The following is a 25,773-nucleotide window of genomic DNA, read 5'->3' on the forward strand; positions in this document are numbered from 1 at the left end:
GCGCGCGTCACAGCCCGGCGCACTGATCCTCCTTGTTGCCGCGCACGCGGTTGCCGCCGCCGGTGATCGGGTGCTGGTTCGACTTGCACTGCAGGTTGCCATCCACCCGGTTGCGATTCACATGCACCGCACCGCTGTTCGAGAACAGCTGGATGTCGCCGTCGACCTCGGCGGTATCCACCTTCACCGAACTGCCCTGTTCGAGCTGGACATTGCCGCCCACGTAGGAGCCGCCAAGCAAGGACACCTGGCGTGCGCCCTCGGCCTGGATGTTGCCTTCGACCTTCACGTCGCGGGCCAGCAGGGTGGCTGCGCGGGCAACCCTGACGTTGCCGTCGACGCGCGTGCCGTTCAGCGTGCAGGTGCGGCCCGAGGGCACGCGGATGTCGCCGTCGATGGAGACGGCGCCCATGCTGCCGCTGCAGTCGACCTCGTCCGCGTAAGCGGGGAGGGACAACAGGGTCGTGCCGAGCAGCAGGCTGGCGAAGCGGATCGTCGCATTCATCGTCGTTTCCCGTTCCTGGTGACATGCATGCTTCATTCTAGAGGGGCTTGCGTCGCTCGGGCGCTTCGATGTCGTGACAGGACGCCTCGCGCTGGCTGGGCGCATCCTGGATCGATGTGTGCGGTTTGTTGTCGTATCCGGTGACCGGCAGGTCTAAACTGTCAGTCGTAACGAACCCGACGAGGTGTAGCCATGGACGGAATCTCGAGCAGTGCCGCGATGCAGCCGCGCGAGCTGATGCGCCAGTCCGAGGCGCGGATCACCGATCCCCGCGCCTTGCAGGCGCCGACGCGGCCCGACGCGCCGGCTTCGCCTGCTGCTTCGGAACCAGCCAGTGCCGTCGTCACGCTCAGCGATGCTGCGCGCAGCCAGGCCAGTCGTCCCGCGCAGCCCGACCAGAACACGCCCGAAGCCCGCGCGGCTGCGGCCGTGCAGGGGGCGCCGGCTGAGGATGGGCAGGTCAGCTACACGGCGCAGCGCGCCGTAGAGGCCTACCGCGACGTCGAACAGGTTGCCGTCGCTCGTGATGCCGCCATGCCGCCGGGCCAGCAGGCCCCCAGCTTGTTGCGCGGCTGATGTCTCTGTCCTTCTAGTCCAGCAAAAGAGGAACGGGGCCTTGCGGCCCCGTTCCTCTTTTGCTGGACTGCGTACGTCCGATCAGGGGTAAAGCCCGCGCTCGGCGCGCGCTTCCAGCACGCGCTGGCAGGCGATGATGAAGGCAGCGGTCCGCAGCGAAACGTGCTTTTCCTGCGCGAGCTTCCAGATCGCAGAGAAGGCGCCGACCATGATGCGTTCGAGGCGCTCGTTGATCTCGTCCTCGGTCCAGAAGAAGCTCGAGAAGTCCTGCACCCACTCGAAATACGACACGGTCACGCCGCCCGCGTTGGCGAGCACGTCGGGCACGACGAGGGTGCCGCGCTCGCGCAGCACGTCGTCCGCTGCCGGGGTCGTCGGGCCGTTGGCGCCTTCGACCACGATGCGGGCACGCACGCCGGCGGCGCGCTCGACGGTGAGCTGCCCTTCGAGCGCGGCCGGAACCAGGAACTCGCACTCGAGCCGCCAGAAATCCTCGATGTCGATCGGCGAGGCGCCTGCAAAGCCCTTCAGGCCGCCGTTTTCCGCGGCGTGTGCCATCGCCGCCGGGATGTCGATGCCAGCTTCGTTCACCAGCGTTGCGGTGTGATCGGCGACTGCGATCACGCGCGCGCCGGCCGCGTGGAACAGTCGCGCACCGATGCCGCCGACGTTGCCGAAGCCTTGCACCACCACCCGCGCGCCTTCGATCGGCACACCCATCTGGCGGCCTGCCTCGCGCGCGGTGATGAACACCCCGCGCCCGGTCGCTTCCTGCCGCCCGAGGCTGCCGCCCAGTGCGATCGGCTTGCCGGTGACGACGCCGGTAGCGGTGCCGCCACGATTCATCGAGAAGGTGTCCATCATCACCGCCATCGTCATCGCGTTGGTGCCGACGTCAGGTGCGGGAATGTCCTTGTCGGGGCCGATGATGATGCCGATCTCGGAGGTGTAGCGGCGCGTGATGCGCTGCAGTTCGCCCTTGCTGACGCTGCCCGGATCGACGCGGATGCCGCCCTTGGCGCCGCCGAAGGGCAGGCCGACCGCGGCGTTCTTGATCGTCATCCAGCCGGCCAGTGCCATCACTTCGTTCAGGGTCACGTCCGGGTGGAAGCGCACGCCGCCCTTGCCCGGCCCGCGCGACAGGTTGTGCTGCACGCGGTAGCCCTCGTAGTGGGCCACGGTGCCGTCGTCGCGCTCGATCGGCACATCGACGATCAGGGTGCGCTTCGGATGCTTGAGCGTCTCGATCCAGCGTTCCAGCGAACCCAGGTAGGGGCGCACGCGCTCGATCTGTTCGACGAAGCTGGCCCACGGTTCCGGTGCCGCCGGGTTCAGGTAGGACAGGCCGGCAATGCGGTCAAGGTCTTGCTGAGTCTGGGGTGTCGCGCTCATGTTCGTCCCTCCGGGGGTTGGGTGATGCACGAATTCTGTGCCTTGCGATCGTGCAGGCACATGCCGTTGCCTCATCGGGTCATGCGTTTCATGCATGACCTTGCGGTGCGACGCCCTTGTACGGGTCGGCCGGCCGATCCGGATGGCCGGCCTGCGTCGCAAGGTGGTTCCACAGGCGGTTCAGCTCGGGCCGCCGGTTCGCGCGATCGCGGTACAGGCGTACCTCCATGTCCAGGCTCCACTCCGGTCCGCCCGCACTCACGACCTCGCCGCGCGCCAGCTCGCGGCTCACCGCGCTTGCCGGCAGGAAGGCGAGGCCGTGGCCGGCCAGAAGCATCGCCTTCAGGCTCTCGGCCATGTCCGACTCGTACTGCAGGGCGAGGTGCGCGGGCTGGCTGGCACGGTCGAGGATGGTGTCGACCATGCGCCGCAGGTAGGTGTTCGGTCCGTAGCGCAGGAAGGGGATCGGCGCCCTGGCCGTGCCGGGCAGCTGCCAGTTCGCATTGCCCGCGTGCTGGCGCGGCAGGTAGGGGCGGACGTGCTCGACGCCGAGGGACAGCCCCTCGAAGCGTGCCGGGTCCAGCCACACCGGGTGGGCCGGATGGTGGTAGCACAGCAGCAGGTCGCAGCCGCCTTCGGCCAGCATCATCACCACATCATGGACATTTCCCGCCACCAGGCGCGTGGGCACCTCGCCGAAGCTCTGTTTCAGCCGTCCCAGCCAGGCCGGGAAGAAGGCGAAGGCGAGGGTGTGCGGCACGGCAACCACCAGCGCATCGCTGGCGATGGCCTGGTGGCCGCGTACCTGTGCCCGCGCCGCATGCAGGCGGTTGAGCAGGTCGATCGCCGGCCCCTTGAAGGCCTCGCCGGCTTCGGTCAGCCGGGTCGGATAGGTGCTGCGGTCGACCAGGGCCACGCCCAGCCAGGCCTCGAGTGCGCGGATGCGGCGCGAGAAGGCCGGCTGCGACACGTGGCGCTGCTCGGCCGAGCGCGAGAAGCTGCCGCTCTCGGCAAGGCTGAGGAAGTCTTCCAGCCACTTCAGTTCCATCGTCGGGTGTCCTGTTGCCGGATCGTCGTCCGGGAATGACTCAGCACGCCGGGAAGCTGACGGCCAGGCCGCCGCGCGAGGTTTCCTTGTACTTGTCCAGCATGTCGCGACCGGTGTCACGCATCGTCAGGATCACCTGGTCGAGCGAGATCGCGTGTGCCCCGTCGCCGCGCAGGGCGAGCTGGGCGGCGTTGATCGCCTTGACCGCGGCCATCGCGTTGCGTTCGATGCAGGGAATCTGCACCAGGCCACCGACCGGGTCGCAGGTCAGCCCCAGGTTGTGCTCGAGGCCGATCTCGGCGGCGTTTTCGACCTGCTCGGGCGTGCCACCCAGTACCTCGGCCAGGCCCGCGGCCGCCATCGCGCAGGCCGAGCCCACCTCGCCCTGGCAGCCGACCTCGGCGCCGGAGATCGACGCGTTCTTCTTGCACAGCGCGCCCACGGCCGCGGCCGCGAGCAGGAAGGTCTCGACGTCGCGCTCGCCGCTGCCGGGCATGAAATCCATGTAGTAGTGCAGCACCGCCGGAATGATGCCGGCCGCGCCGTTGGTGGGCGCGGTCACGACCCGGCCGCCGCCGGCGTTCTCTTCATTGACGGCCAGTGCGTAGAGGTCGATCCAGTCGAGCGCCACCATGGTGTCGCTGATCAGGTTGTGACCGGTGTCGCGCTCGGCGAGCTTGCGGTGCAGGGCCGCGGCACGACGGCGAACCTTGAGGCCGCCGGGTAGCACGCCTTCCTGCGCGATGCCGCGCGCCACGCAACTTCGCATCGCGGCCCAGATGCGTTGCAGCGCGGCGCGCGTGTCGGCCTCGCTGCGCCAGGCGCTTTCGTTGGCCAGCATCAACTCGCTGATGCGCAAGCCGTGGCGGTGGCATTGCGCGAGCATTTCGGCGCCGGTGTCGAAGGGGTAGGGCAGCACGACGTCGGTCTCGGTCCCGCTGCCGGCCTGCGCCTGCGCCTCGTCGACGACGAAGCCGCCGCCGACCGAGTAGTAGGTGTTCTCGTGGATCGCGCGTGCATCGCCATCGAACGCGGTGAGGCGCAGCGCATTCGGGTGGTAGGGCAGGCTCACCGGCAACAGCCGCATGTCGCGCGCCCAGTCGAAAGGCAGCGCGCGCGCGCCCATCAGCGCGAGCTCGCCGTCGTGCCGCACCCGGTCGACGGCGGTGATGAGGAAGTCCGGCTCGACCTCGTCCGGGCGCGCGCCCATCAAGCCGGCCACGACGGCACGGTCGGTGCCGTGGCCGATGCCCGTCGCCGACAGCGACCCATAGAGCTTCACCTCGATGCGGCAGACGCGGTCGAGCAGGCCCTGCTGCGCCAGCGTCGCGGCGAAGTCATGTGCGGCACGCATCGGTCCGACCGTGTGCGAGCTGGACGGACCGATGCCGATCTTGAACAGGTCGAGGACGCTGATGGACATGGGCGATTCCGGGAACGAGTCGACGTCGATGAATCATTCTGCGTCCGCGCGGATGTGGCCTCAATCCGTTGTTTCCCACCCCCTCTGCGCTACTCGTCTGCGCCACGTCGCTCCGTTGCGGCTTTTCGGTTACATTCGCCTCAATGCTGTATGCAAGCGCCACCCCGGTGGCGCCACACCCCGGGGCATGGCCACTTCGCGCAACTTCTCCTTTCTTGCCGAGCACGATCCGGTCTTCCTGCAACTGGCGTCCACCGCCGAGCAGGTCTTTGCCGCCGACCCCAACACCACGCTGATCAAGCTGCGCCAGCTCGGCGAGGCCATCGCGCAGGACCTTGCCGCCCGCGTCGGCATCGTGTTCGACGACACGACCACGCAGGCCGACCTGCTGTTCCGCCTCGGCCGCGAGATCAACCTCGATCCCGCCATCCGCGGCCTGTTCCACACGCTGCGCATCGAGGGCAACAAGGCCACCCACCAGTTCCGCACCCTGCACAAGGAGGCGATGGACGGCCTGCGCGTGGCGCGGGCGCTGGCGGTGTGGTTCCACCAGAGCTTTGGCCCGCAGGGCGAGCGCTTCAAACCCGGCCCCTTCGTGCCGCCCGAAGACCCCAGTGCGCAGCTGCGCGCGCTGCAGGCCGAGATCGAGCGCCTGCGCGCCGATCTCGCGAGTCAGCACCAGGCGCTCGACAGCAACCAGCAGCTCGCCGAGCTGATGCGGCAGGAGAAGGCGCAATACGCCGCGCTGGCCGAGCGCATGCAGGCCGACGCTGCCGCAGCCTTCGCGCTGGCCGAGGAACAGAGCGCGCTCGTCGACAGGCTCGAGGCCGAGTTCGACGCGCGCCTCCGCGCGCTGCAGGCCGAACTCGAAGCCACGCGCGCAGCCTCGCGCCAGGCCGGTGCCGAAGCCCTGCGCCAGGTCGCCACCCGCACCCAGCGCGCGTCCCGCAACCTCGAACTCAGCGAAGAGCTCACCCGCATCCTCATCGACCAACAGCTCGTCGATGCCGGCTGGGAGGCCGACACCCAGCGCCTGCACCATGCCCGCGGCGCCCGCCCGGTCAAGGGTCGCAACCGCGCCATTGCCGAATGGCCCACCACCGGCCGGCAGGCGGCGGATTACGTGCTGTTCGCCGGGCTCACCCCGCTGGCGGTGGTCGAAGCCAAGCGCGAGAACGAACACGTCGCCGGCAAGATCCCGCAGGCCGAACGCTACGCCGCGGGCTTCGAACAGCGCGAAGGCTTCGAGCCCGCCTGGCGGCTCGAAGGCCGCAGCGCGGGCTGGCCCGATGCGCAGGGCGGCGCCTTCGAAGTGCCCTTCGCCTACTCCAGCAACAGCCGGCCCTACCTGCCGCAGCTCGCCGAGCACAGCGGCACCTGGTTCCGCGACCTGCGCAGCCCGGCCAACCTTGCCCGGCCGCTGGTCGACTTCCATTCGCCGCAAGGCCTCCTCGACCAGCTCACGCGCAGCCGCGAGAAGGCTGAACAAAGCTTGCGCGACGAAGGCTTCGCCTACCTGCGCCTGCGCCCCTATCAGGAGCTCGCCATCCAGGCGGTCGAGGACGCCCTGGCCGCTGGCCGCTTGCGCTGTCTGGTGGCGATGGCCACCGGCACCGGCAAGACGCGCACCATCATCGGGCTGATGTACCGCCTGCTCAAGGCCGAGCGCTTCCGCCGCATCCTGTTCCTGGTCGACCGCACGGCGCTCGGCGACCAGGCGCTGGAAGCCTTCGACGACGCCCTGCTGGAGCAGAACCAGCCGCTGTCGAAGATCTACAACGTCGCCGCGCTCGGCGACATGGCGGTCGAGGCCGAGACCCGCGTGCAGGTCGCCACCGTGCAGGCCATGGTCCGGCGCCTCTTCCAGGCGGACGACGCGGCCACCGCGCCCCCGCCCATCGACGCCTTCGACTGCGTCATCGTCGACGAAGCCCACCGCGGCTACACGCTCGACCAGGACATGACCGAAGGCGAGCTGGCGGTGCGCGACCAGGCGCAATATCTGTCCACCTACCGCCGCGTGCTCGACTACTTCGACGCGGTCCGCATCGGCCTCACCGCCACGCCGGCCAGGCACACCACCGAGATCTTCGGCAAACCGGTCTATACCTACTCGTACCGCGAAGCCGTCGCCGACGACTGGCTGATCGACCACGAACCGCCGATCCGCTACGAGACCCTGCTCACCCGCAACGGCATCCGCTTCGAACGGGGCGAGACGGTCAGCGCCATCGACCTCGGCAGCGGCGAAATCGAGCAGTCCGAACTCGAGGACGAGCTCGCCTTCGACGTCGACGCCTTCAACCGCCGCGTCATCAACGAGGACTTCAACCGCGTCATCTGCGAACAGCTCGCACAGGAGCTTGACCCCTTCGGCGAGGAGAAGGCGATGATCTTCTGCGCCTCCGACCTGCACGCCGACATGGTCAAGCGCCTGCTCGACGACGCCTTCAAGGCGGTGCATGGCGAGGCCTACGCCGAAGCCGCGGTGCGCAAGATCACCGGCAAGTCCGACCGCGTGGCCGAGCTCATCAAGCGCTACAAGAACGAGCGCTATCCCAACATCGCCATCACCGTCGACCTGCTCACCACCGGCATCGACGTGCCGCGCATCTGCCACCTCGTCTTCCTGCGCAAGGTGCGCTCGCGCATCCTCTACGAGCAGATGATCGGCCGCGCCACCCGACGCTGTGACGAGATCGGCAAGACCGTGTTCCGCATCTACGACCCGGTCGACCTCTACCGCGACCTGCAGGACGTCAGCAGCATGAAGCCGCTGGTCAAGGATCCGGCCATCACGCTGGCGCAGCTCGTGTCCGAGCTCGCCGATCCGGCCAGCCACGCCGCGCCGGGTAGCGGGGAGCATCTGGCGCACGAACGAACTCACGCCCACGACGTACTCGACGCCCTCGCGCAGAAGCTGATGCGCGTGCTGCGCGACGCCACGCACAAGGCGGAGAAGAAGCCTGCGCTCAAGGCCCGCCTGGACGAACTCGAGCAGCACTGGGGCGTGCCGCCCGCCGCCCTGCACCGGCACCTGAAGCAGCTCGGCCCGCAGGGCGCCGCCGATTTCCTCCGCGCGCAGGCCGGCCTGCTCGAGCAGATCGAGGACGTGCAGGTGCTGGTCGGCAGCCGCTACCGCCCGCTACTCTCGCTGCACCGCGACGAACTGGTCGCGCGCGAGCAGAGCTACGGCACTTACCAGAAGCCCGAGGACTACCTCGACGCCTTCGGCCGCTTCGTCCGCGAACAGCTCAACGAATCGGTGGCGCTGGCGGTGGTGGTCAGGCGTCCGCGCGACCTCACCCGCGAACAACTGAAGGAAGTCCGCCTGCTGCTCGACCGCCACGGCTACGCCGAAGCCCGGCTGCAGACCGCCTGGCGCAACAAGACCAACGTTGATCTCGCCGCCAGCATCGTCGGCTACATCCGCCAGGCCGCGCTTGGCGAGGCGCTCATCCCCTTCGAGCAGCGCGTCGCCCAGGCCATGGCGCGCATCCACGCGATTGCCCCGTGGACGCCGATGCAGCGCAAGTGGCTCGACCGCCTCGCCAGGCAGCTCGGCCACGAGGTCGTCATCGACGCCGACTTCGTCAATCGCGCCTTCGCCCAGGACGGCGGCGCGCACCAGCTCGACGTCCGCCTCGGCGGCCGGCTGGAGGCCGTGCTCGAAACGCTCGCCGATGCGCTATGGCCGTCGGCGGCGTGAAGCGCGGCGCTCGTCTGCGCACATGAGCCGAATCGACCTCTTATTCGGCTCATTAATAGGTATTAAGTGAGCCGAATGGTGCTAGCATTCGGCTCACCCTTCTTCTTTGCAAGGCCCTGATGCCGCGCTGGATCTGGCAATACCCTGACTGGCCGCACTTCACCTGGCAGGCCGAGGCACTGGCACCGCTGCTGCGCCAGGTCACGCTCGCCCAAGGGGCGCTGCTCGGTCGCGCCCTGGGCTCCGAGCCGGAACTGCGCGCGGAATTCACGCTCGATGCGCTGCTGCAGAACATCATCGACTCCAGCGCCATCGAAGGCGAAACGCTCAATGTCGGCTCGGTGCGCTCCAGCATCGCCCGCCGGCTGGGCCTGGCGGACAGCGACAGCGCTCCGGCGGAGCCGCGCGCGGAGGGCCTCGCGCAGATCATGCTGGACGCCACGACCAACCTCGATGCGCCACTGACCGAATCGCGCCTGCTGCAATGGCACGCCTGGCTTTTCGCCGGCGAGGAGGGCTCGCTCGAAGGCTTTCTCGGTCGCCGCATCCGTATTGGCGACTGGCGCGGAGCAGACGTCATGCAGGTGGTCTCTGGCCGCATCGACCGCCCGACCGTGCATTTCGAGGCGCCGCCGCGCGAAGGTCTGGAAGCCCGGGTCGCCGGGTTCGTCGCCTGGTTCAACGCCAGCCAGGCTGATATCACGCTCGACCCCTTGCTGCGCGCGGCGCTGGCGCACTTCTGGTTCGTCACCCTCCACCCCTTCGACGACGGCAACGGCCGCATCACCCGCGCGCTCACCGATCTCGCGCTGGCGCAGAGCGAGCGGCAGAGCATCCGTTTCTACGCCATGTCGGCCGCGATCCTTGCCGACCGCAAGGGCTATTACGCCCAACTCGAAACCGCCCAGAAGATGCATGCAGCGCCTGCGCCGCTCGATCTGACACCGTGGCTGCACTGGTTCCTCGCCACGCTGCTGCACGCCATCGAGTCGGCATCGGCGCAGATCGACCGCGTGCTCGCCAAGAGCCGCTTCTGGCATCGCCACCGCGAGCAGGTCGCGAGCCCGGAGCAGGTCAAGGTCCTCAACCGCCTGCTCGACGGCGACCAGCGCGGGCGGGGCGGATTCGAGCACGGCATCAGCGCCGCGCAATATCAGGCGGTCGCCAAGGTCTCCAAGGCCACCGCCACCCGTCATCTGGCCGATCTCGTCGCCAAGGGCTGCCTGCAAAAGCTGCCCGGCGGCGGTCGCTCGACCCGCTATCAGATCCGCTGGCCGGCGGCGGGCGATGTCTAGCCATTTAAAATCAATGTCTTAAGTAAAAACATGAGCAACAACGAGATCGTCCAGAAGCTCTGGAACCTGTGTGACGTGCTGCGCGACGACGGCATCAACTACTCCGACTACGTCACCGAGCTGGTGCTGCTGCTGTTCATCAAGATGGAGCACGAGAACACCCAGAGCGGCGTGCTGTCCGGCCACAAGCTGCCCGCGGGCGCGCGCTGGCCCGACATCGCCCGGCTCTCCGGGCTCAACCTGCTCAACCACTACCGCGCCACGCTGCTCGAGCTGTCGAAGAGCACCGACCCGCTGCTCGCCGCCATCTACGCCGACGCCCAGACCCGGCTCAAGGAACCCCGCCACCTCGAGCAACTGGTCAAGAGCATCGACGCCATCGACTGGTTCTCCGCCCGCCGCGACGGCCTCGGCGACCTCTACGAGGGCCTGCTGGAAAAGAACGCCACCGAGACCAAGTCCGGCGCCGGCCAGTACTTCACCCCGCGCCCGCTCATCGACACCATCGTCGCCCTCATCGACCCCAGGCCGGGCGAAACCATCCAGGACCCGGCGGCGGGCACGGCCGGCTTCCTCATCGCCGCCGACGCGCACATCAAGGCGCGTACCGACGAGCTCTACGACCTCGACGAGAAGCAGCGCAGCTTCCAGCGCAACAAGGCCTTCATCGGCATGGAGCTGGTGCCCGGCACCCGCCGCCTGGCGCTGATGAACTGCCTGCTGCACGGCATGGAGGGCGATGCCGAAGGCGTGGTGCACCTGGGCAACACGCTGGGCGGCGCCGGCGCCGACCTGCCCCATAGCGACATCATCCTCAGCAATCCGCCCTTCGGTACTGCCCGGGGCGGCGGCGGCCCTACCCGCGACGACTTCACCTTTGCCACCAGCAACAAGCAGCTCGCCTTCGTGCAACACATCGTCCGCCACCTCAAGGATGGCGGCCGCGCCGCGGTGGTGCTGCCCGACAACGTGCTGTTCGAATCCGGCGTCGGCACCGAGATCCGCCGCGACCTCATGGACAAGTGCAACCTGCACACGATCCTGCGCCTGCCCACCGGCATCTTCTACGCCCAGGGCGTCAAGACCAACGTGCTGTTCTTCGACAAGGTCGGCCAGCACGCCGAAGGCGGCACGCAGGAAGTCTGGGTGTACGACCTGCGCGCCAACATGCCGCGCTTCGGCAAGCGCACGCCGCTTACCCGCGCCCACTTCGCCGATTTCGAAGCCGCGTATGCCGCGACCCCGCGCGTCGACCAGGGCGAACAGGGGCGCTTTCGCCGTTTCACCCGCGACTGGATCCGCGAGCGCGGCGACAGCCTGGACATCGCCTGGCTGAAGGACCACAGCGCCGAAGACGCCGCCGACCTGCCCGAGCCGATGGAACTGGCGCGCGAGGCGATGGGGGAACTGGAAGCGGCGCTGGCGGAGTTGCGGGCGCTGATGGGGGAGTTGGGGGAGGGGGGGGGATGAGCGGGCTGCCGGAAGGTTGGGCGTGGACGACGCTGGAAAGCGTTGCCGTTCTGACAACCGGGAGTACCCCGTCAACGAAGAACGAAGGCTTCTATGGAGGCGATATCCCTTTCGTCAAACCTGGCGACCTGGACCGACGCGCTCCGATTCAGTGCACTGATCAGAGTCTGACAGGGGAGGGGGCCGAGCAAGCAAGGCTGCTGCGGGCTGGCGCGGTACTTGTTTCTTGTATCGGGACTCTCGGAAAGGTCGGTATCGCTGGCGTAGAGCTTGCGTCGAATCAGCAGATCAATGCGGCTGAGTTTCGTCCGAATGTCACCGATGACCGTTACGGCTATTACGTCTGCCGAACGTTTAAGCCTTGGATGGAGAGCGAAGCATCCGCAACGACAATCGCCATACTGAACAAGGGGCGTTTTGGAGAGGCGCCGTTTCCGCTCGCACCGCTCGCCGAACAAAAACGCATCGCCGACAAACTCGACAGCGTGCTGGCGCGGGTGGATGCCTGCCGCGATCGCCTCGACCGCATCCCGAGCTTGCTCAAACGCTTCCGGCAGTCCGTGCTCGCGGAAGCGACGTCCGGTCGGTTGTCCGCTGATTGGCGAACGCGCCGCTGCGAGATGCGTGCATCGAAGGACCACGAGACCGCGGCGCCTGTTTCATCTCTCGACCTGTCACTGTCCGAACCGACAGGCTGGACGTTCGAACGCGCTGGTTCGGTTTGCGGGAAGGTTCAGAGTGGGGGAACGCCGAAGGAGGGGTTTGCTGAATTTGGTGTCCCTTTCCTTAAGGTCTACAACCTCGTCGACCAGAAAGTCGCCTTCGACTACAAGCCGCAATATATCGCTCAGGAACTGCACTCTGGGTCAATGTCGAAGTCGCGAGTCCTACCGGGCGATGTGCTGATGAACATCGTTGGACCTCCACTTGGCAAAGTCGCGGTTGTGCCGAATAGCCGCGATGAGTGGAATATCAACCAAGCGATAACCCTCTTCAGGCCGAGCGAGCGGATCACGACGGGGTGGCTTTTCTACGTCCTCTGTAGTGGCGAGAACATTGCCGACATTGTCCATGAGACAAAGGGCTCAGCGGGGCAGGTCAATATCTCCCTGTCTCAATGCAGGAATTTCATATTTCCTGTGCCACCAGTGGAAGAACAACACGAAATCGTCCGCCGCGTCGAAACCCTGTTCGCCTTCGCGGACCGCCTCGAAGCCCGCTGCGCCGCCGCACGCAAGCAGGCTGGGCAGCTGACGCCGGCCCTGCTTGCCAAGGCCTTCCGCGGCGAACTGGTGCCGCAGGACCCGGCCGACGAACCCGCTACCGAACTGCTCAAGCGCCTGGCTGCCCGCCGTGCCGAGGCGCCCAAGACGCGGCGCGGGCGCAAGCCGGTTGCGGCGGGTGAGTGAGCCGGCCGACGGCGCGCAGCGCGGTGCTCAGTCCTGCGTTCCGTAACCCGCTCGGCTTTCAGTCATCGGCGCTCACTCCCCGCCGTGCACCTCGGCGAACTTGCGCTCCATCTCGCGCCGCATCGCGCGGCGCACTTCGGCTTCGGCGAAGCGGCGGCGTTCGTCCGGGGTGTGGGGTTCCAGCGGCGGCACCTTGGTCGGGCGGCCATCGTCGTCGACCGCAATCATGGTGAAGAAGCAGCTATTGACGTGGCGCACGACCTTGCCGCGGATGTCCTCGGCGATGACCTTGATGCCCACTTCCATCGACGAGTTGCCGGTGTGGTTGACCGAGGCGAGGAAGGTGACGAGTTCGCCGACCTGGATGGGCTGGCGGAACATCACCTGATCGACGCTGAGCGTGACGACGTAGTGGCCGGCGTAGCGTGCGGCGCAGGCGTAGGCGACCTGGTCGAGCAGCTTGAGGATGGCGCCGCCGTGCACCTTGCCCGAGAAGTTCGCGGTGTCGGGCGTCATCAGGACGGTCATGGTGAGCTGGTGGGCGGGCAGGTCCATTGCGGTGTCTCTGGCTTGGGGGGTCGATGAGGGCGACGCAGTGTCGCCCCTGACGCGGTGTGGCGCAAGGCTAGAATTCGGCTCCCGATCCAGTCCTTCCGCAGCCATGCACAAGACCCTCACCGCCTTCGCCCACGCCGACACCCCCGCCAGCGTCGACCACCCGCGCCCCGAGCGCCTGGTCGACGGCAACCCGCTGCGCACGACCTGGAACCACTTCGAGCGCGACGGCATGTCCGCCGGCCTGTGGTCCTGCACGCCGGGGGCGTGGCGCATCGCCTTTGCCGACGACACCGACGAGTTCTTCCACGTGCTGTCCGGCCGCATCCGCATCACCGACGAAGCCGGGCTGGCGCGCATCTTCGGGCCGGGCGAGGCCTGCGTGATTCCGGCGGGCTTCAGGGGCGTGTTCGAGGTGCTGGAACCGGTGACGAAGCACTATGTGTTCGTGAAGCGTGGCGAGATGCGCTGAGGCGCGCCCGGGCGGGCGCCTTGCCCGTACCCGGTGCGGCGTCTAGGCTGCAGAAGCAGCCCCGGAGGTCGCCGCCATGTCCAGAAAACTGTTGTCGTTCGTCCTTGGCGTCTGGGTGTCTTCGGTCGCGTTCGCGCAGGCACGTCCGCCCATTCCGAGCGTGGTGCTCGATCACATGAACGATCTCGACCGCCGCTGTGCCGCGGCCGGCGGGCGCGCGGGGGAAGGGCGCTTCGTCGTGGCGCAGGATTTCACCGGCGATGGCCGGCTCGACTACCTGCTGTCGGAGGGCGATTACAACTGTGTCGGGCGCCCGGGGCTGTTCCGCCAGGGCGGCGTGGGGCGGGTGGATATCTTCGTCGTCGACGCGCGCAACGCGGCGCGCCGGGTCTATTCCGACCAGCTCATCGCCTACCGGGTGCTCGCCGGCAAGCCGGCCAAGGTCCAGATCGCGCGCCAGGGCACGGCCTGCGGCCCCGGCAGCGACGCCCGTACCCAGTGTGCGGCGCAGCTGGCGTGGAACGGGCAGGGTTTTGGCGAGGCGGTCGCGGTGAGCGACGCGCGGGCGCCGGGGGGTGCGGCGCCCGCAGCCCGGTCGCCGGCGGTGGCCACGCCGGCTGTCGACGCCGCGGCGGGGGCGGTGGCACCGACGCCTCTGGCGGTGCCGGCCGAGGCGCGTCCGCGTTTCCTGGCCGAATGCCGCCAGGCCTATGTGTCGCGCAGTGCCGATGCCGCGCGCTGGGCCGACGAGCAGTGCGTGGCGGACTGGGGCAAGGTCACCGCGAGCGCTGCGGCCACCGACGCCTTGCTGGCAGCCCTGCCGGCGGTGGCAGGCGAGGCGGTGCCGCTGGCGAGTCTGCGCCAGCGCCTGGCCGGCGTGCGCTGGGCGGCCAAGCCCCGCTCGCGCGAGCTGTCGGCGAGCGGTCGCCTGGGCAACCTGGATGTCTCGGTGACCGGCGCGCCCGCGGCGAAGACGCTGGGCATGAACTGGATGGAGGTGGGCGCCGAGCCGCCCTACGACATCGTCGGCGCGATGCGGGTGCGTGGCGTCACGCTGACCGAGATCGCCTGCGAGGAGTTCGGTGCCGGCGAGTGGCAGCGGGTGTTCTCCGGCAGCGCGCCGGGACGCGCGCCCTTCCGGCTGGAGCTGGGCCAGCGCACCGCGCCCTTTGCGAATTCCAATTCCTACTACGGGGTGACGATCGACCTCTCCGGGCGGGCGCCCGCGCCGCTCGCGTCGCGTTCGGTGTGCAGCAACCCGAGCAATCTGCTCTAGGACCTGGATGAAAGGCGCACGAGCCACCGAGGGGATGCCTCCATGCCCGCCTACCCGCACATCCTCGTCGTTGGCACCACGTTCACCGTTCCGCTGCCCTGGTATCGGCCGTTCCGGCGCCTCGCCGACATGGTGGGCCGCGAGCTGGCGCGCAGCGGATTCGGGCTGCTCACCGGCAACACGCCGGGGGTCGACAAGGTCGCGGCGCGTGCTTTCTGGGCGGAATGCCTGCGCCGGGGCCTGGCGCCGGAGGCGGGCTATCAGCAACTGTGGCTGCCGCACTTCCAGCGTGGCTATTTCCTGCCGGGCGAAGGCTTTGCGGCGCCGGTCGAGTGCACGGTACGTCTGTCCGACTACGACGAGTGGATCGAGCAGGCGATCGGCCGTGCCGGCGCGGCGGTGATGATCGGCGGGCGCAGTGGCTCGCTTGCGATTGCGCGCCGCTTCATCGACGCCGGCAAGCCGGTGTTGCCGATTCCCTTCGCCGGCGGCGAATCGCGCGAGGTGTTCCACGAGATCCTGCGGACCTGGGGCGAGGCGCCCGTGCCGGGGTTGAGCCAGACGCAGTTCCTGAGCCTGGCCGTGCCCTGGATCAACAGCACCGGACTGCTTGCGCGGCTGTTGCTGGGCACGCTCGCCGCGCAGGCCGACATCTTCATCTCCTACCGTCGTGCGGATACCGGCATGGCCGCCGGCCGCCTGCGCGACGACCTGATCGAGCATTTCGGCGCGCGCCGCGTGTTCATGGACCTGCACGGCATCGACCCGAGCGCGGATTGGCGCGAGACGATCGGCGCGGCGATCGCGGCCTGCAAGGTCGGCGTGGTGCTGATCGGGCACGGCTTCATGGCGGGCGATGCACAGGGGCGTCCGCGGCTGTGGGACGAGGGCGACGTGTTGCGATTCGAACTCGCGTCCCTGCTTGCAGGGCAGAAACGCATCCTGCCCTTGCTGGTGGACGATGCCCCGTTGCCTGCGGAGGACGCCTTGCCCGAGGCGCTCAGGCCCTTGCTGCGCTACCAGACCCCGCGCATCGACAACGCCAACTGGCAGGCGGTGAGCGCGGCGGTGGTGAGGGCAATCGAGGCGGTGTTGAGTCCCTCGGTGGGTTGATCCCGGGGGACTCAGCGCGGTGAAGCGGGCTGCGGCGTTTCCGCTGAAGCGCCGATCCGGTACGCACTCGGCGCCACCCCCGTCCACTCCCGGAACGCCCGCGCGAAGCTCTTCTCGCTGTCGAAGCCCACCGCGGCCGCGATCTGTTTCACCGGTTTGCGGGTCTGCAGCAGCAGCTTGATCGCACGTTCGCGGCGGGCCTCGTTCTTCAGCCGCTGCAGGGACACGCCTTCTTCCTTGAGCTGGCGGTGCAGGGTGCGGACCGAGGTGTTGAGCTGGGCGGCGACGTCCTCGGCGGTGTGCGCGGCAGCGGGGTCGGTGGCCAGGATCTGGGCGACGCTGTGCACCAGCAGGCGGTCGCGGCGGTATTGCAGCACGGTGAGCGGCAGCGCGCGCTGCAGCATGGTCTGCAGCGCCTTCTCGTCGCGCCGCACGGGCAGTTCGAGATAGCGTGCATCGAACGACAGGCTCGCGGTGTCGGCGTCGAAACGCACCGGGCCGGGAAACAGGTAGTGGTAGGCGTCGGCGTGGTGCGGGGCGGGGAAGGGAAAGGTCGTCTCGGCGAGCGCGATGCGCGAATCCACCAGCCAGCAGGCGTAGCCCAGCAGGTAGCGGAGGGTGGAGACGAGGCAGAACTCGCGCAGCTCGCCCAGTCCGGTGTGCTCGACGATGCGGATGGTGGCGCTGCCGCGCGGCTGGCTGAAGTCCAGCACGATGTCTTCGGTGAGCAGGCGGTGGTGCCGGCACCAGCGCTTGAGCGCCACTTCGAGCGTCGGCGAGGTGAGCGAGGCGCGACAGAGCATGCCGTAGCTGCCCCAGGGCAGCCGCCGCGAGAACCAGCCCAGGGTTTCGTCGTCGAGTTCCTGCATGGCCACGCCCGACATCACTTCCATCTGCGCCGCGGTGACGCGCGCGTCGGGGGTCTCGAGCAGCGCGGGCGGGATCTGCGCCTGGGCGAGCGCGTTGGCGGGATCCATGCCCAGTCGGCGGTAGCCGGTGACGATCGCGCGGATGAATGCGATCGGCGTGGCGGCGCGGCCGATGGTCAGCTCGGTGGGCGACGGCGTGAGGATCTTCATGTGCCGGAATGCTATCTGGCGTGGCATGAATTGCAACCATGATGGCACTCATGGGCCACCGTGCGCGGCTAATCTCGATCCATCCTCGGGCATGCGCCGTCCATAATGGATTCGCGCAGGAAGCCCGGCGCGCCAGGACAACCTCGAGAAGGAGACACCCCATGAACGTGCCCAGCCTGAACTTCAACCTCGGCGAGACCATCGACGCCTTGCGCGACACGCTGCAGGCCTTCTGTGCCGCGGAGATCGCGCCGCGCGCGGCCGAGATCGATCGCGTCAACGAATTCCCCGCCGACCTGTGGAAGAAGCTGGGCGACCTCGGCGTGCACGGCATGACGGTGAGCGAGGAGTACGGCGGCACCGACATGGGCTATCTGGCCCACATCGTGGCGATGGAAGAGATCTCGCGCGCGTCGGCCTCGGTCGGCCTGTCCTACGGCGCGCACTCCAACCTGTGCATCAACCAGATCCGCCGCAACGGCACCGAGGCGCAGAAGCAGAAGTACCTGCCCAAGCTGATCTCGGGCGACCACGTCGGCGCGCTGGCGATGTCCGAGCCCAACGCCGGTTCCGACGTGGTGTCGATGAAGCTGCGCGCTGACCGCAAGGGCGACCATTTCGTGCTCAACGGCAGCAAGATGTGGATCACCAACGGCGGCGACGCCGACACCCTGGTGGTCTATGCCAAGACCGACCTCGCCGCCGGCCCCAAGGGCATCACCGCCTTCATCATCGAGAAGGGCATGAAGGGCTTCTCCTGCGGTACCCACCTCGACAAGCTGGGCATGCGCGGCTCCAACACCTTCCCGCTGTTCTTCGACGACGTCGAGGTGCCGCTGGAGAACGTGCTCGGCGGTGAGGCCAACATCGGCCGCGGCGTGCAGGTGCTGATGAGCGGCCTGGACTACGAGCGCGCGGTGCTGTCCGGCGGTCCGCTCGGCATCATGGCCGCGTGCATGGACGTGGTCGTGCCCTACATGCACGAGCGCAAGCAGTTCGACACCCCGATCGGCGAGTTCCAGCTCATGCAGGGCAAGATCGCCGACATGTACTCCACCTGGAGCGCCTGCCGCGCCTATGCCTACGCCGTGGGCCAGGCCTGCGACCGCGCCGACCACGCGCGCGCGCTGCGCAAGGACGCTGCCGGCGTGATCCTCTACACCGCCGAGAAGGCGACCTGGATGGCGGGCGAGGCGATTCAGGCGCTGGGTGGCGTGGGCTATACCAACGAGTATCCGACCGGCCGCCTGTGGCGCGATGCCAAGCTGTACGAGATCGGTGCCGGCACCAGCGAGATCCGCCGCATGCTGATCGGCCGAGAACTGTTCTCCGAGACGCGCTGAGTCGCCGGCGGAGCGGAAAGATGGCCGAGCCGATCGATTTCTACTTCGACTTCTCCTCGCCCTACGGCTACTTCATGGCGGAGAAGATCGACGTGCTGGCGGCCGCCCACGGCCGCAGCGTGCGCTGGCGTCCCTTCCTGCTGGGGGCGGTGTACAAGGTGACGGGCGAGGTCCCGCTGCCCTCGAAACCGCTCAAGGGGGACTACTCGAAGCGCGATTTCGAGCGCTCGGCGCGTTTCCTCGGCCTGCGCTGCCGCATGCCCGAGGCCTTCCCGATCGGCACCCAGGTCGCGGCGCGCGCCTTCTACTGGCTGGACGAGCGCGATCCGGTCGCAGCACGCGCCTTCGCGCTGGCCGCCTACCGTGCCTACTTCGGCGAGGGGCGCGACATCTCGCAGGAGGCGGCGGTGCTGGACCTCGCCGCGGCCCACGGCGCCGACCGTGCCGGCTTGGCCGAAGCGCTCGCCGGCGAGGCGATCCGCAACCGTCTCAAGGACGAATGCGCCCAGGCCATCGCACGCGGCGTGTTCGGCTCGCCCTTCGTCCTCGTCGACGGCGAACCCTTCTGGGGCGTGGACCGCATCCCGCAGATCGAGCGCTGGCTGCAGACGGGCGGCTTCTAGCGCCACGTCCCACTCTTCGGTACCGCGTGTCCGCCTGCGGTGATCGTGTATCGCCGCTCGATCTGTCCGCACGCTTCCGCTCGCCTTGACTATCCTGAAGAGGATCGAAGGCCGACTACGCCCCTGTCCTGCGGACGGGGCGTTTGCCGAGGAGGTGCGCAACATGCCGGGCGATACCGCTACATCCACTACCCTGGTCCCGCTGATTCTGGTCGCCACGCGCAAGGGGGCATGGCTCGTCCATGGCGATGCCGGACGCAGCCGATGGCGCCTGGACGGGCCGCATTTCCTCGGCCACATCGTCAGTCACCTGATGCTCGATCCGCGCGACGGGCGCACCCTGCTGGCCGCGGCCAAGACCGGCCACCTCGGCCCCACGGTGTTCCGTTCGATGGACCTGGGCGCCACCTGGCGCGAGGCTGCGCGGCCACCCGCCTTCGCGAAAAGCGCCGATGGCAAGGGGCGCGCGGTCGACCATACCTTCTGGTTGACCCCGGGCCATCCGTCCGAGCCCGGCTGCTGGTACGCCGGCACCTCGCCGCAAGGCCTGTTCCGCTCCGAGGACGGCGGCGACACCTGGGTGCCCTTCTCGTCGATCAATGACGATCCCGACTACCTGCGCTGGATGGGCACGGTGCAGGACGGCACGCCCGATGGTCCGAAACTGCACTCCATCCTTGTCGACCCGCGCGATCCGGCGCACCTCTACTTCGGCATGTCGGGCGGCGGGGTCCATGAGTCGCGCGACGCTGGCAAGACCTTCGCGCCGCTGCTGAACGGGCTGGAAGTCGTCGAGGGCTTCGACGTCGCCGATCCCACCTTCCACGATCCGCACTGCCTGCGCCTGTCACCGGCCGACCCCGATCGCCTGTACCAGCAGAACCACTGCGGCATCTACCGGCTCGACCGCCCGGGCGACACCTGGGTGCGGATCGGCCGGACGATGCCGCCGGAGGTCGGCGACATTGGTTTCCCGATGGTGGTGCATCCGCGCGACCCCGACCGTGCCTGGGTCTTCCCGATGGATGGCCAGACCGTATGGCCGCGCACCAGCCCGGACGGCAAGCCCGCCGTTTACGGCACCCGCGACGCGGGCGCGACCTGGCAGCGCCTCGATGCCGGCCTGCCGCGCGCGCAGGCGTGGTGGACCGTGAAGCGCCAGGCCATGAGCGCCGATGCGCTCGACCCGGTCGGTCTGTACTTCGGCACCACGAGCGGCGAGCTGTGGATGAGTGCCGACGAGGGCGGCAGCTGGACCTGCGTTGCCCGCCACCTGCCCGAGATCTATGCCGTCGAGGTCGCACAGCGTGCCGTGGAGGCCGGTGGGTGATGAAGGTGCTGATCCCCACGCCGCTGCGGACCTACACCGGCGCGCATTGCGTCGCGGGCAGTGGCACGACGCTGGCCGAGGTGCTCGCCGATCTCGAGGCGCGCTTCCCCGGCATCCGCTTCCGCATGATCGACGAGCAGGACCGCATGCGTCCGCACGTCCGCTTCTTCATCAACGGCCGGGCGGTGCACGACGTGGCGGTGCGGCTCGATGACACGGATGAGCTCGCCATCGTGCAGGCACTGAGCGGTGGCTGAGCCTGCATCTTCGCAGCGGCGTGCCTGGCCGGATCCATTCCTGGCCGGCCCTGGCCGCGAGAAGGCGGGGCCGCAATGGCAAGCCGCATCGAAGCGGGCTTGCGTGTAGGATGCAGCGAGCGGGTCAGGGCCGGACCGGTGGAGCGCATTGCGTCGTCCGATGGCATGAATTGCGACCATCTTGGCACTCGGCGCATGGCCGTGGCCGCTAGTCTTTCGCCATGACCCGACCTGCTTGGGCTGGATGCGCATGTTTGTTGCGCGAAGCGGCCGCAAGGCCGTGGCAGGGGATGGACAACGCCGACCGACGGCCCCGCAGGGCAAGACACGAGGACGAGGAGACATGAGCACGATCAAATCTGCCATCAATACGCGCAGCGAGGACTTCCAGGCCAACGCCGCCAGCCTGCGCGCCCAGGTCGAGGACCTGCGCGCCAGGGCGGCGCAGGTCAGCCTCGGCGGCGGCGAGTCGGCCCGCGCCAAGCACACCGCGCGCGGCAAGCTGTTGCCGCGCGACCGCGTCGGTCACCTGCTCGACCCCGGCACCCCCTTCCTCGAGGTCGGCCAGATGGCGGCCTACGGCATGTACGACGACGAGGCGCCGAGCGCCGGCGTCATCACCGGCATCGGCCGTGTGCAGGGCGTGGAGTGCATGATCGTGGCCAACGACGCCACGGTGAAGGGCGGCACCTACTACCCGATGACGGTCAAGAAGCACCTGCGCGCGCAGGAGATCGCCGAGCAGAACAATCTGCCCTGCATCTACCTGGTCGACTCCGGTGGCGCCTTCCTGCCCAGGCAGGACGAGGTTTTCCCTGACCGCGACCACTTCGGCCGCATCTTCTACAACCAGGCCAACATGTCGGCCCAGGGCATCCCGCAGATCGCGGTGGTGATGGGCTCGTGCACCGCGGGCGGCGCCTACGTGCCGGCGATGTCGGACGAGACCGTCATCGTCAAGAACCAGGGCACCATCTTCCTCGGCGGCCCGCCGCTGGTGAAGGCGGCGACCGGCGAGGTGGTGAGCGCCGAGGACCTTGGCGGCGGCGACGTGCATACGCGGCTCTCGGGTGTGGCCGACCACCTGGCCGAGAACGACGCCCACGCGCTCTACATCGCGCGCCGCATCGTCTCCAACCTCAACCGGACCAAGCCGATCAACCTCGCGCTGGGCCAGGGCGAGGAGCCGCTGTACGACCCGGAAGAGATCTACGGCATCATCCCCACCGACACCCGCAAGCCCTTCGACGTGCGCGAGATCATCGCCCGCGTGGTCGATGGCTCGCGCTTCGACGAGTTCAAGGCACGCTACGGCACGACCCTGGTGTGCGGCTTCGCCCAGCTCCACGGCTACCCGGTGGGCATCGTCGCCAACAACGGCATCCTGTTCGGCGAGTCGGCGCAGAAGGGCGCGCACTTCATCGAACTGTGCGGCCAGCGCGGCATCCCGCTGCTGTTCCTGCAGAACATCACCGGCTTCATGGTCGGCCGCAAGTACGAGAACGGCGGCATCGCCAAGGACGGCGCCAAGATGGTGACCGCCGTGGCCACCGTACAGGTGCCCAAGATCACGATGCTGATCGGCGGCAGCTTCGGCGCCGGCAACTACGGCATGTGTGGCCGCGCCTACAGCCCGCGCTTCCTGTGGATGTGGCCGAATTCGCGCATCAGCGTGATGGGTGGCGAGCAGGCCGCGAGCGTGCTGTCCACCGTGCGCCGCGACGGCATCGAGGCCAAGGGCGGCAGCTGGAGCAAGGAAGAGGAAGAGGCCTTCAAGGCGCCGATCCGCGAGCAGTACGAGTTCCAGGGCCACCCCTATTACGCCACCGCGCGCATGTGGGACGACGGCGTGGTCGATCCGGCGCAGTCGCGGCGCATCCTAGGCCTTTCGCTCTCGGCGGCCCTCAATGCGCCGATCCAGCCGACCAAGTTCGGCGTGTTCCGGATGTAAGTGGGGCGGAGGACACCGATGAGCTACGAGACCCTGGAAATCGTCCGCGACGGTGGCGTCGCGACGGTGTGGATGAACCGTCCGGACGTACACAACGCCTTCAACGCGCAGCTGATCGCCGACCTCACCGCGGCGTGCAGGGCGCTGGATGCCGACGACACGGTGCGGGCGGTGGTGCTGGCCGGGCGGGGCAAGAGTTTCTCGGCGGGGGCCGACCTCAACTGGATGAAGGCGGCAGGCGAGGCGAGCGAGGCGGAGAACTTCGCCGACGCGATGAAGCTCGCCGGCATGATGCGCACGCTCGCCGAGATGAGGAAGCCCACCATCGCGCGCGTGCATGGCGCGGCGCTGGGCGGCGGCATGGGGCTGGCGAGCGCCTGCGACATCTGCATCGCCTCTGACCGTGCGGTGTTCGCGACCTCCGAGGTCAAGTTCGGGATCATCCCGTCGGCAATCAGCCCTTATGTGATCCGTGCCATCGGCGAGCGCCAGGCCTACCGCTACTTCCAGACCGCCGAGCGCATCAACGCCACGCGCGCGGCCGAACTCGGTCTGGCGCACGAAGCGGTGGCCGCCGAGGAACTGGACGCCAAGGTGAAGGAAGTGGTCGAGGCCCTGCTGCAGGGCGGGCCGAAGTCGCAGGCCGCGGCCAAGGATCTGATCCGCGCGGTGGCCAACCAGCCGGTGAGTGACGCGCTGGTGGAAGACACCGCGCGCCGTATCGCCGGCCTGCGCGCCACGCCCGAGGCCAGGGAGGGGCTTGCCGCCTTCCTCGACAAACGCCCCGCAGCCTGGATCGCGCAGGGCTGAACGCCGGAATTGGGCCGAGATTGCACCCAGCCTCGCGCCGAACCGACACAAGACACGCTGGAGACAACATGTTCGACAAGATCCTGATTGCCAATCGTGGAGAGATCGCCTGCAGGGTGATCAAGACCGCCCGCCGCATGGGCATCAAGACCGTCGCGGTGTATTCCGAGGCCGACGCCAATGCCCGCCACGTGCGCCTGGCCGACGAAGCCGTGCTGATCGGACCGGCGGCGGCGCGTGAGTCCTACCTCGTCATCGACAAGATCATCGCCGCCGCGAAGCAGACCGGCGCCCAGGCCATTCACCCCGGCTACGGCTTCCTGTCGGAGAACGAGGACTTCTGCCACGCCTGCGAGCGCGAAGGCATCGTCTTCATCGGCCCGCCGGTGGCGGCGATCCGCGCCATGGGCTCGAAGTCCGAGGCCAAGAAGCTGATGGAAGCGGCCGGCGTGCCGCTCACGCCCGGCTACCACGGCGACGACCAGAATCCTGCGTATCTGCATCAACAGGCCGACGCCATCGGCTACCCGGTGCTGATCAAGGCCGCGGCCGGCGGCGGTGGCAAGGGCATGCGCCTGGTGGAACGCTCCGAAGACTTCATCGACCTGCTCGCCTCGTGCAAGCGCGAGGCCATCTCCAGCTTTGGCGACGACCACGTGCTGATCGAGAAGTACATCACCAAGCCGCGCCACATCGAGATCCAGGTCTTCGGCGACACCCACGGCAACGTGGTGTATCTGTTCGAGCGCGACTGCTCGGTGCAGCGCCGCCACCAGAAGGTACTGGAAGAGGCGCCCGCGCCGGGCATGACGCCCGAGCGCCGCGCGGCGATGGGCAAGGCCGCGGTCGATGCGGCCAGGGCGGTGGGTTACGTCGGTGCCGGCACGGTCGAGTTCATCGCCAATCAGGACGGCTCCTTCTACTTCATGGAGATGAACACCCGCCTGCAGGTCGAGCATCCGGTCACCGAGATGATCACCGGGCTGGACCTGGTGGAGTGGCAGCTGCGCGTGGCCTCGGGCGAGAAGCTGCCGCTGGCGCAGGAGCAGTTGCAGATCCGCGGTCATGCGCTGGAAGCGCGCATCTACGCCGAGGACCCGGCCAAGGGCTTCCTGCCCTCCACCGGCAGGCTGGTGCACCTGGCGCCGCCGGCCGAGAGCCTGCACGTGCGCGTCGATACCGGTGTGGAGGAGGGCGACGAGATCAGCCCGCACTACGACCCGATGATCGCCAAGCTGATCGTGTGGGACATCAACCGCGACCGCGCGCTTGCCCGCATGCTGCAGGCGCTGGCGGACTACCGCGTGGTGGGTGTCGCCAACAACATCGAGTTCCTGTCGCGCCTGACCGCCTGCCCGGCGTTCTCCGGCGCCGACCTCGACACCGGCCTGATCGAGCGCGAGAAGACCTACCTCTTCCCGGCCGAGGAAGGCGTGCCCGACGAGGTGCTGCAGATTGCCGCGCTTGCCGAGCTGTTGCGTGAGGCGGCGCTCGCCGACAAGCGCGCCCAGCGCACGGCCGATGCACGCTCGCCCTGGCATGCGCGCGACGGCTGGCGCATGAACGCCACCGCGCGCCGCACGCTGTTGTTCCGCCACGGCGAGACCGACCGCACGGTCGAGGTCGCCTACCTGCCCGGCGCGTACCGGCTGACGGTCGAAGGCCGCAGCGTCGAGGCGCGCGGCGAGCTCAACCCGCGTGGCCTGCTGCGCGTGGAGCTCGACGGCACGCGCATGGACGCCACCGTGATCGCCGCAGCGGGTCGCCGCCATGTCTTCGCCAAGGGCCGGGCCTGGCAACTCGCCGCGGTCGATCCGCTGCACCACGGCGGCGAGGGCGGCGGCGCTGAGGGCGGGCTGCTGGCGCCGATGCCGGGCAAGGTCATCGCCCTGGTCGCCGCCGAGGGCGCCAAGGTGGAGAAGGGCGCGCCGCTGCTGATCCTGGAGGCGATGAAGATGGAGCACACCATCACCGCGCCGTCGGCTGGTACGGTCAAGGCCTTCCGCTTCGGGGTCGGCGACCAGGTGGGCGACGGGGCCGAGCTGGTGGAGTTCGAAGTCGCCGCCTGAGCAGTCCGAAAGTCACGAATGAACACGCTGAAAGGGGCTTGAGCCCGAGGGCGCGATCCGGCCGCAAG

At 68.5% G+C, this 25,773-nt stretch carries 21 protein-coding genes; 15 read left to right on the top strand and 6 right to left on the bottom strand.

All coding sequences use genetic code 11. The features are described 5' to 3' along the window. Positions 1 to 7: 7 nt before the first annotated feature. A complete protein-coding gene (locus tag AC731_RS17025) occupies positions 8 to 505 on the bottom strand; it encodes a DUF4097 family beta strand repeat-containing protein (protein WP_048707895.1) in 498 nt (165 codons plus the stop codon). Between the two features lie 192 nt (positions 506 to 697). Here AC731_RS17025 and AC731_RS17030 point away from each other — a divergent pair, with 192 nt between their 5' ends. Further along, complete coding sequence (locus tag AC731_RS17030; protein ID WP_048707896.1) at positions 698 to 1,081, top strand: hypothetical protein; 384 nt, start codon at positions 698 to 700, stop codon at positions 1,079 to 1,081. An 81-nt stretch (positions 1,082 to 1,162) separates the two neighbouring features. Here AC731_RS17030 and AC731_RS17035 read toward each other — a convergent pair whose 3' ends face one another. The 3 genes from AC731_RS17035 to AC731_RS17045 form a co-directional block, all read right to left on the bottom strand. Further along, on the bottom strand, positions 1,163 to 2,473 hold the full coding sequence (locus AC731_RS17035) for a Glu/Leu/Phe/Val family dehydrogenase (RefSeq protein ID WP_048707899.1): 1,311 nt from the start codon (positions 2,471 to 2,473) through the stop codon (positions 1,163 to 1,165). 88 nt (positions 2,474 to 2,561) lie between these two features. Then, a complete protein-coding gene (locus tag AC731_RS17040; protein WP_048707902.1) occupies positions 2,562 to 3,521 on the bottom strand; it encodes a LysR family transcriptional regulator in 960 nt (319 codons plus the stop codon). Between the two features lie 40 nt (positions 3,522 to 3,561). Then, on the bottom strand, positions 3,562 to 4,944 hold the full coding sequence (locus AC731_RS17045) for an L-serine ammonia-lyase (protein ID WP_048707903.1): 1,383 nt from the start codon (positions 4,942 to 4,944) through the stop codon (positions 3,562 to 3,564). Between the two features lie 187 nt (positions 4,945 to 5,131). On the opposite strand from AC731_RS17045, the gene hsdR reads away from it, so the two are divergent. The 4 genes from hsdR (at position 5,132) to AC731_RS17065 (ending at position 12,827) form a co-directional block, all read left to right on the top strand. Further along, entirely contained in the window at positions 5,132 to 8,653 is a 3,522-nt protein-coding gene (gene hsdR / locus AC731_RS17050) for a type I restriction-modification system endonuclease (RefSeq protein WP_048707905.1), read from the top strand. A 119-nt stretch (positions 8,654 to 8,772) separates the two neighbouring features. Next, on the top strand, positions 8,773 to 9,948 hold the full coding sequence (locus AC731_RS17055; protein ID WP_048707907.1) for a Fic family protein: 1,176 nt from the start codon (positions 8,773 to 8,775) through the stop codon (positions 9,946 to 9,948). Positions 9,949 to 9,978: 30 nt separating this feature from the next. Next, complete coding sequence (locus AC731_RS17060) at positions 9,979 to 11,418, top strand: class I SAM-dependent DNA methyltransferase (protein ID WP_048707910.1); 1,440 nt, start codon at positions 9,979 to 9,981, stop codon at positions 11,416 to 11,418. After that, positions 11,415 to 12,827 carry a restriction endonuclease subunit S gene (locus tag AC731_RS17065; protein WP_048707913.1) on the top strand — a complete coding sequence of 471 codons (1,413 nt, stop codon included), beginning with the start codon at positions 11,415 to 11,417 and terminating at the stop codon, positions 12,825 to 12,827. The genes AC731_RS17060 and AC731_RS17065 overlap by 4 nt, the downstream gene beginning before the upstream one ends. Before the next feature lie 72 nt (positions 12,828 to 12,899). On the opposite strand, the gene AC731_RS17070 is transcribed toward AC731_RS17065, so the two are convergent. Continuing rightward, on the bottom strand, positions 12,900 to 13,382 hold the full coding sequence (locus tag AC731_RS17070) for an acyl-CoA thioesterase (protein ID WP_048707916.1): 483 nt from the start codon (positions 13,380 to 13,382) through the stop codon (positions 12,900 to 12,902). 106 nt (positions 13,383 to 13,488) lie between these two features. On the opposite strand from AC731_RS17070, the gene AC731_RS17075 reads away from it, so the two are divergent. From AC731_RS17075 to AC731_RS17085, 3 genes are all read left to right on the top strand, one after another. Further along, complete coding sequence (locus AC731_RS17075; RefSeq protein ID WP_048707919.1) at positions 13,489 to 13,854, top strand: cupin domain-containing protein; 366 nt, start codon at positions 13,489 to 13,491, stop codon at positions 13,852 to 13,854. A 76-nt stretch (positions 13,855 to 13,930) separates the two neighbouring features. Continuing rightward, complete coding sequence (locus AC731_RS17080) at positions 13,931 to 15,130, top strand: hypothetical protein (RefSeq protein ID WP_048707922.1); 1,200 nt, start codon at positions 13,931 to 13,933, stop codon at positions 15,128 to 15,130. Between the two features lie 42 nt (positions 15,131 to 15,172). Beyond that, positions 15,173 to 16,243, top strand: coding sequence for a toll/interleukin-1 receptor domain-containing protein (locus tag AC731_RS17085; protein WP_048707923.1), 1,071 nt, complete (start codon positions 15,173 to 15,175; stop codon positions 16,241 to 16,243). A gap of 11 nt (positions 16,244 to 16,254) precedes the next feature. Here the strand turns inward: AC731_RS17085 and AC731_RS17090 are convergent, their stop codons facing one another. Further along, positions 16,255 to 17,322 (bottom strand): AraC family transcriptional regulator, encoded by a 1,068-nt coding sequence (locus AC731_RS17090; RefSeq protein ID WP_048707925.1) that lies wholly within the window; start codon positions 17,320 to 17,322, stop codon positions 16,255 to 16,257. Positions 17,323 to 17,483: 161 nt separating this feature from the next. Here AC731_RS17090 and AC731_RS17095 point away from each other — a divergent pair, with 161 nt between their 5' ends. The 7 genes from AC731_RS17095 to AC731_RS17125 all read left to right on the top strand — a co-directional run bounded on the left by AC731_RS17095 (position 17,484) and on the right by AC731_RS17125 (position 25,705). Then, positions 17,484 to 18,665, top strand: coding sequence for an isovaleryl-CoA dehydrogenase (locus tag AC731_RS17095; protein ID WP_004291841.1), 1,182 nt, complete (start codon positions 17,484 to 17,486; stop codon positions 18,663 to 18,665). A gap of 20 nt (positions 18,666 to 18,685) precedes the next feature. Next, positions 18,686 to 19,288 (top strand): 2-hydroxychromene-2-carboxylate isomerase, encoded by a 603-nt coding sequence (locus AC731_RS17100; protein ID WP_048707930.1) that lies wholly within the window; start codon positions 18,686 to 18,688, stop codon positions 19,286 to 19,288. 163 nt (positions 19,289 to 19,451) lie between these two features. After that, positions 19,452 to 20,618: a beta propeller repeat protein gene (locus tag AC731_RS17105; protein WP_048707933.1), complete on the top strand. Its 1,167-nt coding sequence runs from the start codon at positions 19,452 to 19,454 to the stop codon at positions 20,616 to 20,618. Next, on the top strand, positions 20,618 to 20,875 hold the full coding sequence (locus AC731_RS17110) for a MoaD/ThiS family protein (RefSeq protein ID WP_048707936.1): 258 nt from the start codon (positions 20,618 to 20,620) through the stop codon (positions 20,873 to 20,875). Before AC731_RS17105 ends, AC731_RS17110 begins: the two co-directional genes overlap by 1 nt. Positions 20,876 to 21,218: 343 nt before the next feature. Next, positions 21,219 to 22,826: a carboxyl transferase domain-containing protein gene (locus AC731_RS17115; protein ID WP_048707939.1), complete on the top strand. Its 1,608-nt coding sequence runs from the start codon at positions 21,219 to 21,221 to the stop codon at positions 22,824 to 22,826. 18 nt (positions 22,827 to 22,844) lie between these two features. After that, a complete protein-coding gene (locus AC731_RS17120) occupies positions 22,845 to 23,636 on the top strand; it encodes an enoyl-CoA hydratase/isomerase family protein (protein WP_048707942.1) in 792 nt (263 codons plus the stop codon). Between the two features lie 68 nt (positions 23,637 to 23,704). After that, positions 23,705 to 25,705, top strand: a complete 2,001-nt coding sequence (locus tag AC731_RS17125) for an acetyl/propionyl/methylcrotonyl-CoA carboxylase subunit alpha (protein WP_048707944.1) — start codon at positions 23,705 to 23,707, stop codon at positions 25,703 to 25,705. Positions 25,706 to 25,773: the final 68 nt, after the last annotated feature.

It is taken from the genome of Thauera humireducens, assembly GCF_001051995.2.
In the GTDB taxonomy this organism is placed as follows: Bacteria; Pseudomonadota; Gammaproteobacteria; order Burkholderiales; family Rhodocyclaceae; genus Thauera; species Thauera humireducens.

Bases quoted from the DNA above. Each gene is read 5' to 3' on its own strand.
- AC731_RS17025 (WP_048707895.1), bottom strand. From the start codon at position 505: ATGAATGCGACGATCCGCTTCGCCAGCCTGCTGCTCGGCACGACCCTG.
- AC731_RS17030 (WP_048707896.1), top strand. From the start codon at position 698: ATGGACGGAATCTCGAGCAGTGCCGCGATGCAGCCGCGCGAGCTGATG.
- AC731_RS17035 (WP_048707899.1), bottom strand. From the start codon at position 2,473: ATGAGCGCGACACCCCAGACTCAGCAAGACCTTGACCGCATTGCCGGC.
- AC731_RS17040 (WP_048707902.1), bottom strand. From the start codon at position 3,521: ATGGAACTGAAGTGGCTGGAAGACTTCCTCAGCCTTGCCGAGAGCGGC.
- AC731_RS17045 (WP_048707903.1), bottom strand. From the start codon at position 4,944: ATGTCCATCAGCGTCCTCGACCTGTTCAAGATCGGCATCGGTCCGTCC.
- hsdR (WP_048707905.1), top strand. From the start codon at position 5,132: ATGGCCACTTCGCGCAACTTCTCCTTTCTTGCCGAGCACGATCCGGTC.
- AC731_RS17055 (WP_048707907.1), top strand. From the start codon at position 8,773: ATGCCGCGCTGGATCTGGCAATACCCTGACTGGCCGCACTTCACCTGG.
- AC731_RS17060 (WP_048707910.1), top strand. From the start codon at position 9,979: ATGAGCAACAACGAGATCGTCCAGAAGCTCTGGAACCTGTGTGACGTG.
- AC731_RS17065 (WP_048707913.1), top strand. From the start codon at position 11,415: ATGAGCGGGCTGCCGGAAGGTTGGGCGTGGACGACGCTGGAAAGCGTT.
- AC731_RS17070 (WP_048707916.1), bottom strand. From the start codon at position 13,382: ATGGACCTGCCCGCCCACCAGCTCACCATGACCGTCCTGATGACGCCC.
- AC731_RS17075 (WP_048707919.1), top strand. From the start codon at position 13,489: ATGCACAAGACCCTCACCGCCTTCGCCCACGCCGACACCCCCGCCAGC.
- AC731_RS17080 (WP_048707922.1), top strand. From the start codon at position 13,931: ATGTCCAGAAAACTGTTGTCGTTCGTCCTTGGCGTCTGGGTGTCTTCG.
- AC731_RS17085 (WP_048707923.1), top strand. From the start codon at position 15,173: ATGCCCGCCTACCCGCACATCCTCGTCGTTGGCACCACGTTCACCGTT.
- AC731_RS17090 (WP_048707925.1), bottom strand. From the start codon at position 17,322: ATGAAGATCCTCACGCCGTCGCCCACCGAGCTGACCATCGGCCGCGCC.
- AC731_RS17095 (WP_004291841.1), top strand. From the start codon at position 17,484: ATGAACGTGCCCAGCCTGAACTTCAACCTCGGCGAGACCATCGACGCC.
- AC731_RS17100 (WP_048707930.1), top strand. From the start codon at position 18,686: ATGGCCGAGCCGATCGATTTCTACTTCGACTTCTCCTCGCCCTACGGC.
- AC731_RS17105 (WP_048707933.1), top strand. From the start codon at position 19,452: ATGCCGGGCGATACCGCTACATCCACTACCCTGGTCCCGCTGATTCTG.
- AC731_RS17110 (WP_048707936.1), top strand. From the start codon at position 20,618: ATGAAGGTGCTGATCCCCACGCCGCTGCGGACCTACACCGGCGCGCAT.
- AC731_RS17115 (WP_048707939.1), top strand. From the start codon at position 21,219: ATGAGCACGATCAAATCTGCCATCAATACGCGCAGCGAGGACTTCCAG.
- AC731_RS17120 (WP_048707942.1), top strand. From the start codon at position 22,845: ATGAGCTACGAGACCCTGGAAATCGTCCGCGACGGTGGCGTCGCGACG.
- AC731_RS17125 (WP_048707944.1), top strand. From the start codon at position 23,705: ATGTTCGACAAGATCCTGATTGCCAATCGTGGAGAGATCGCCTGCAGG.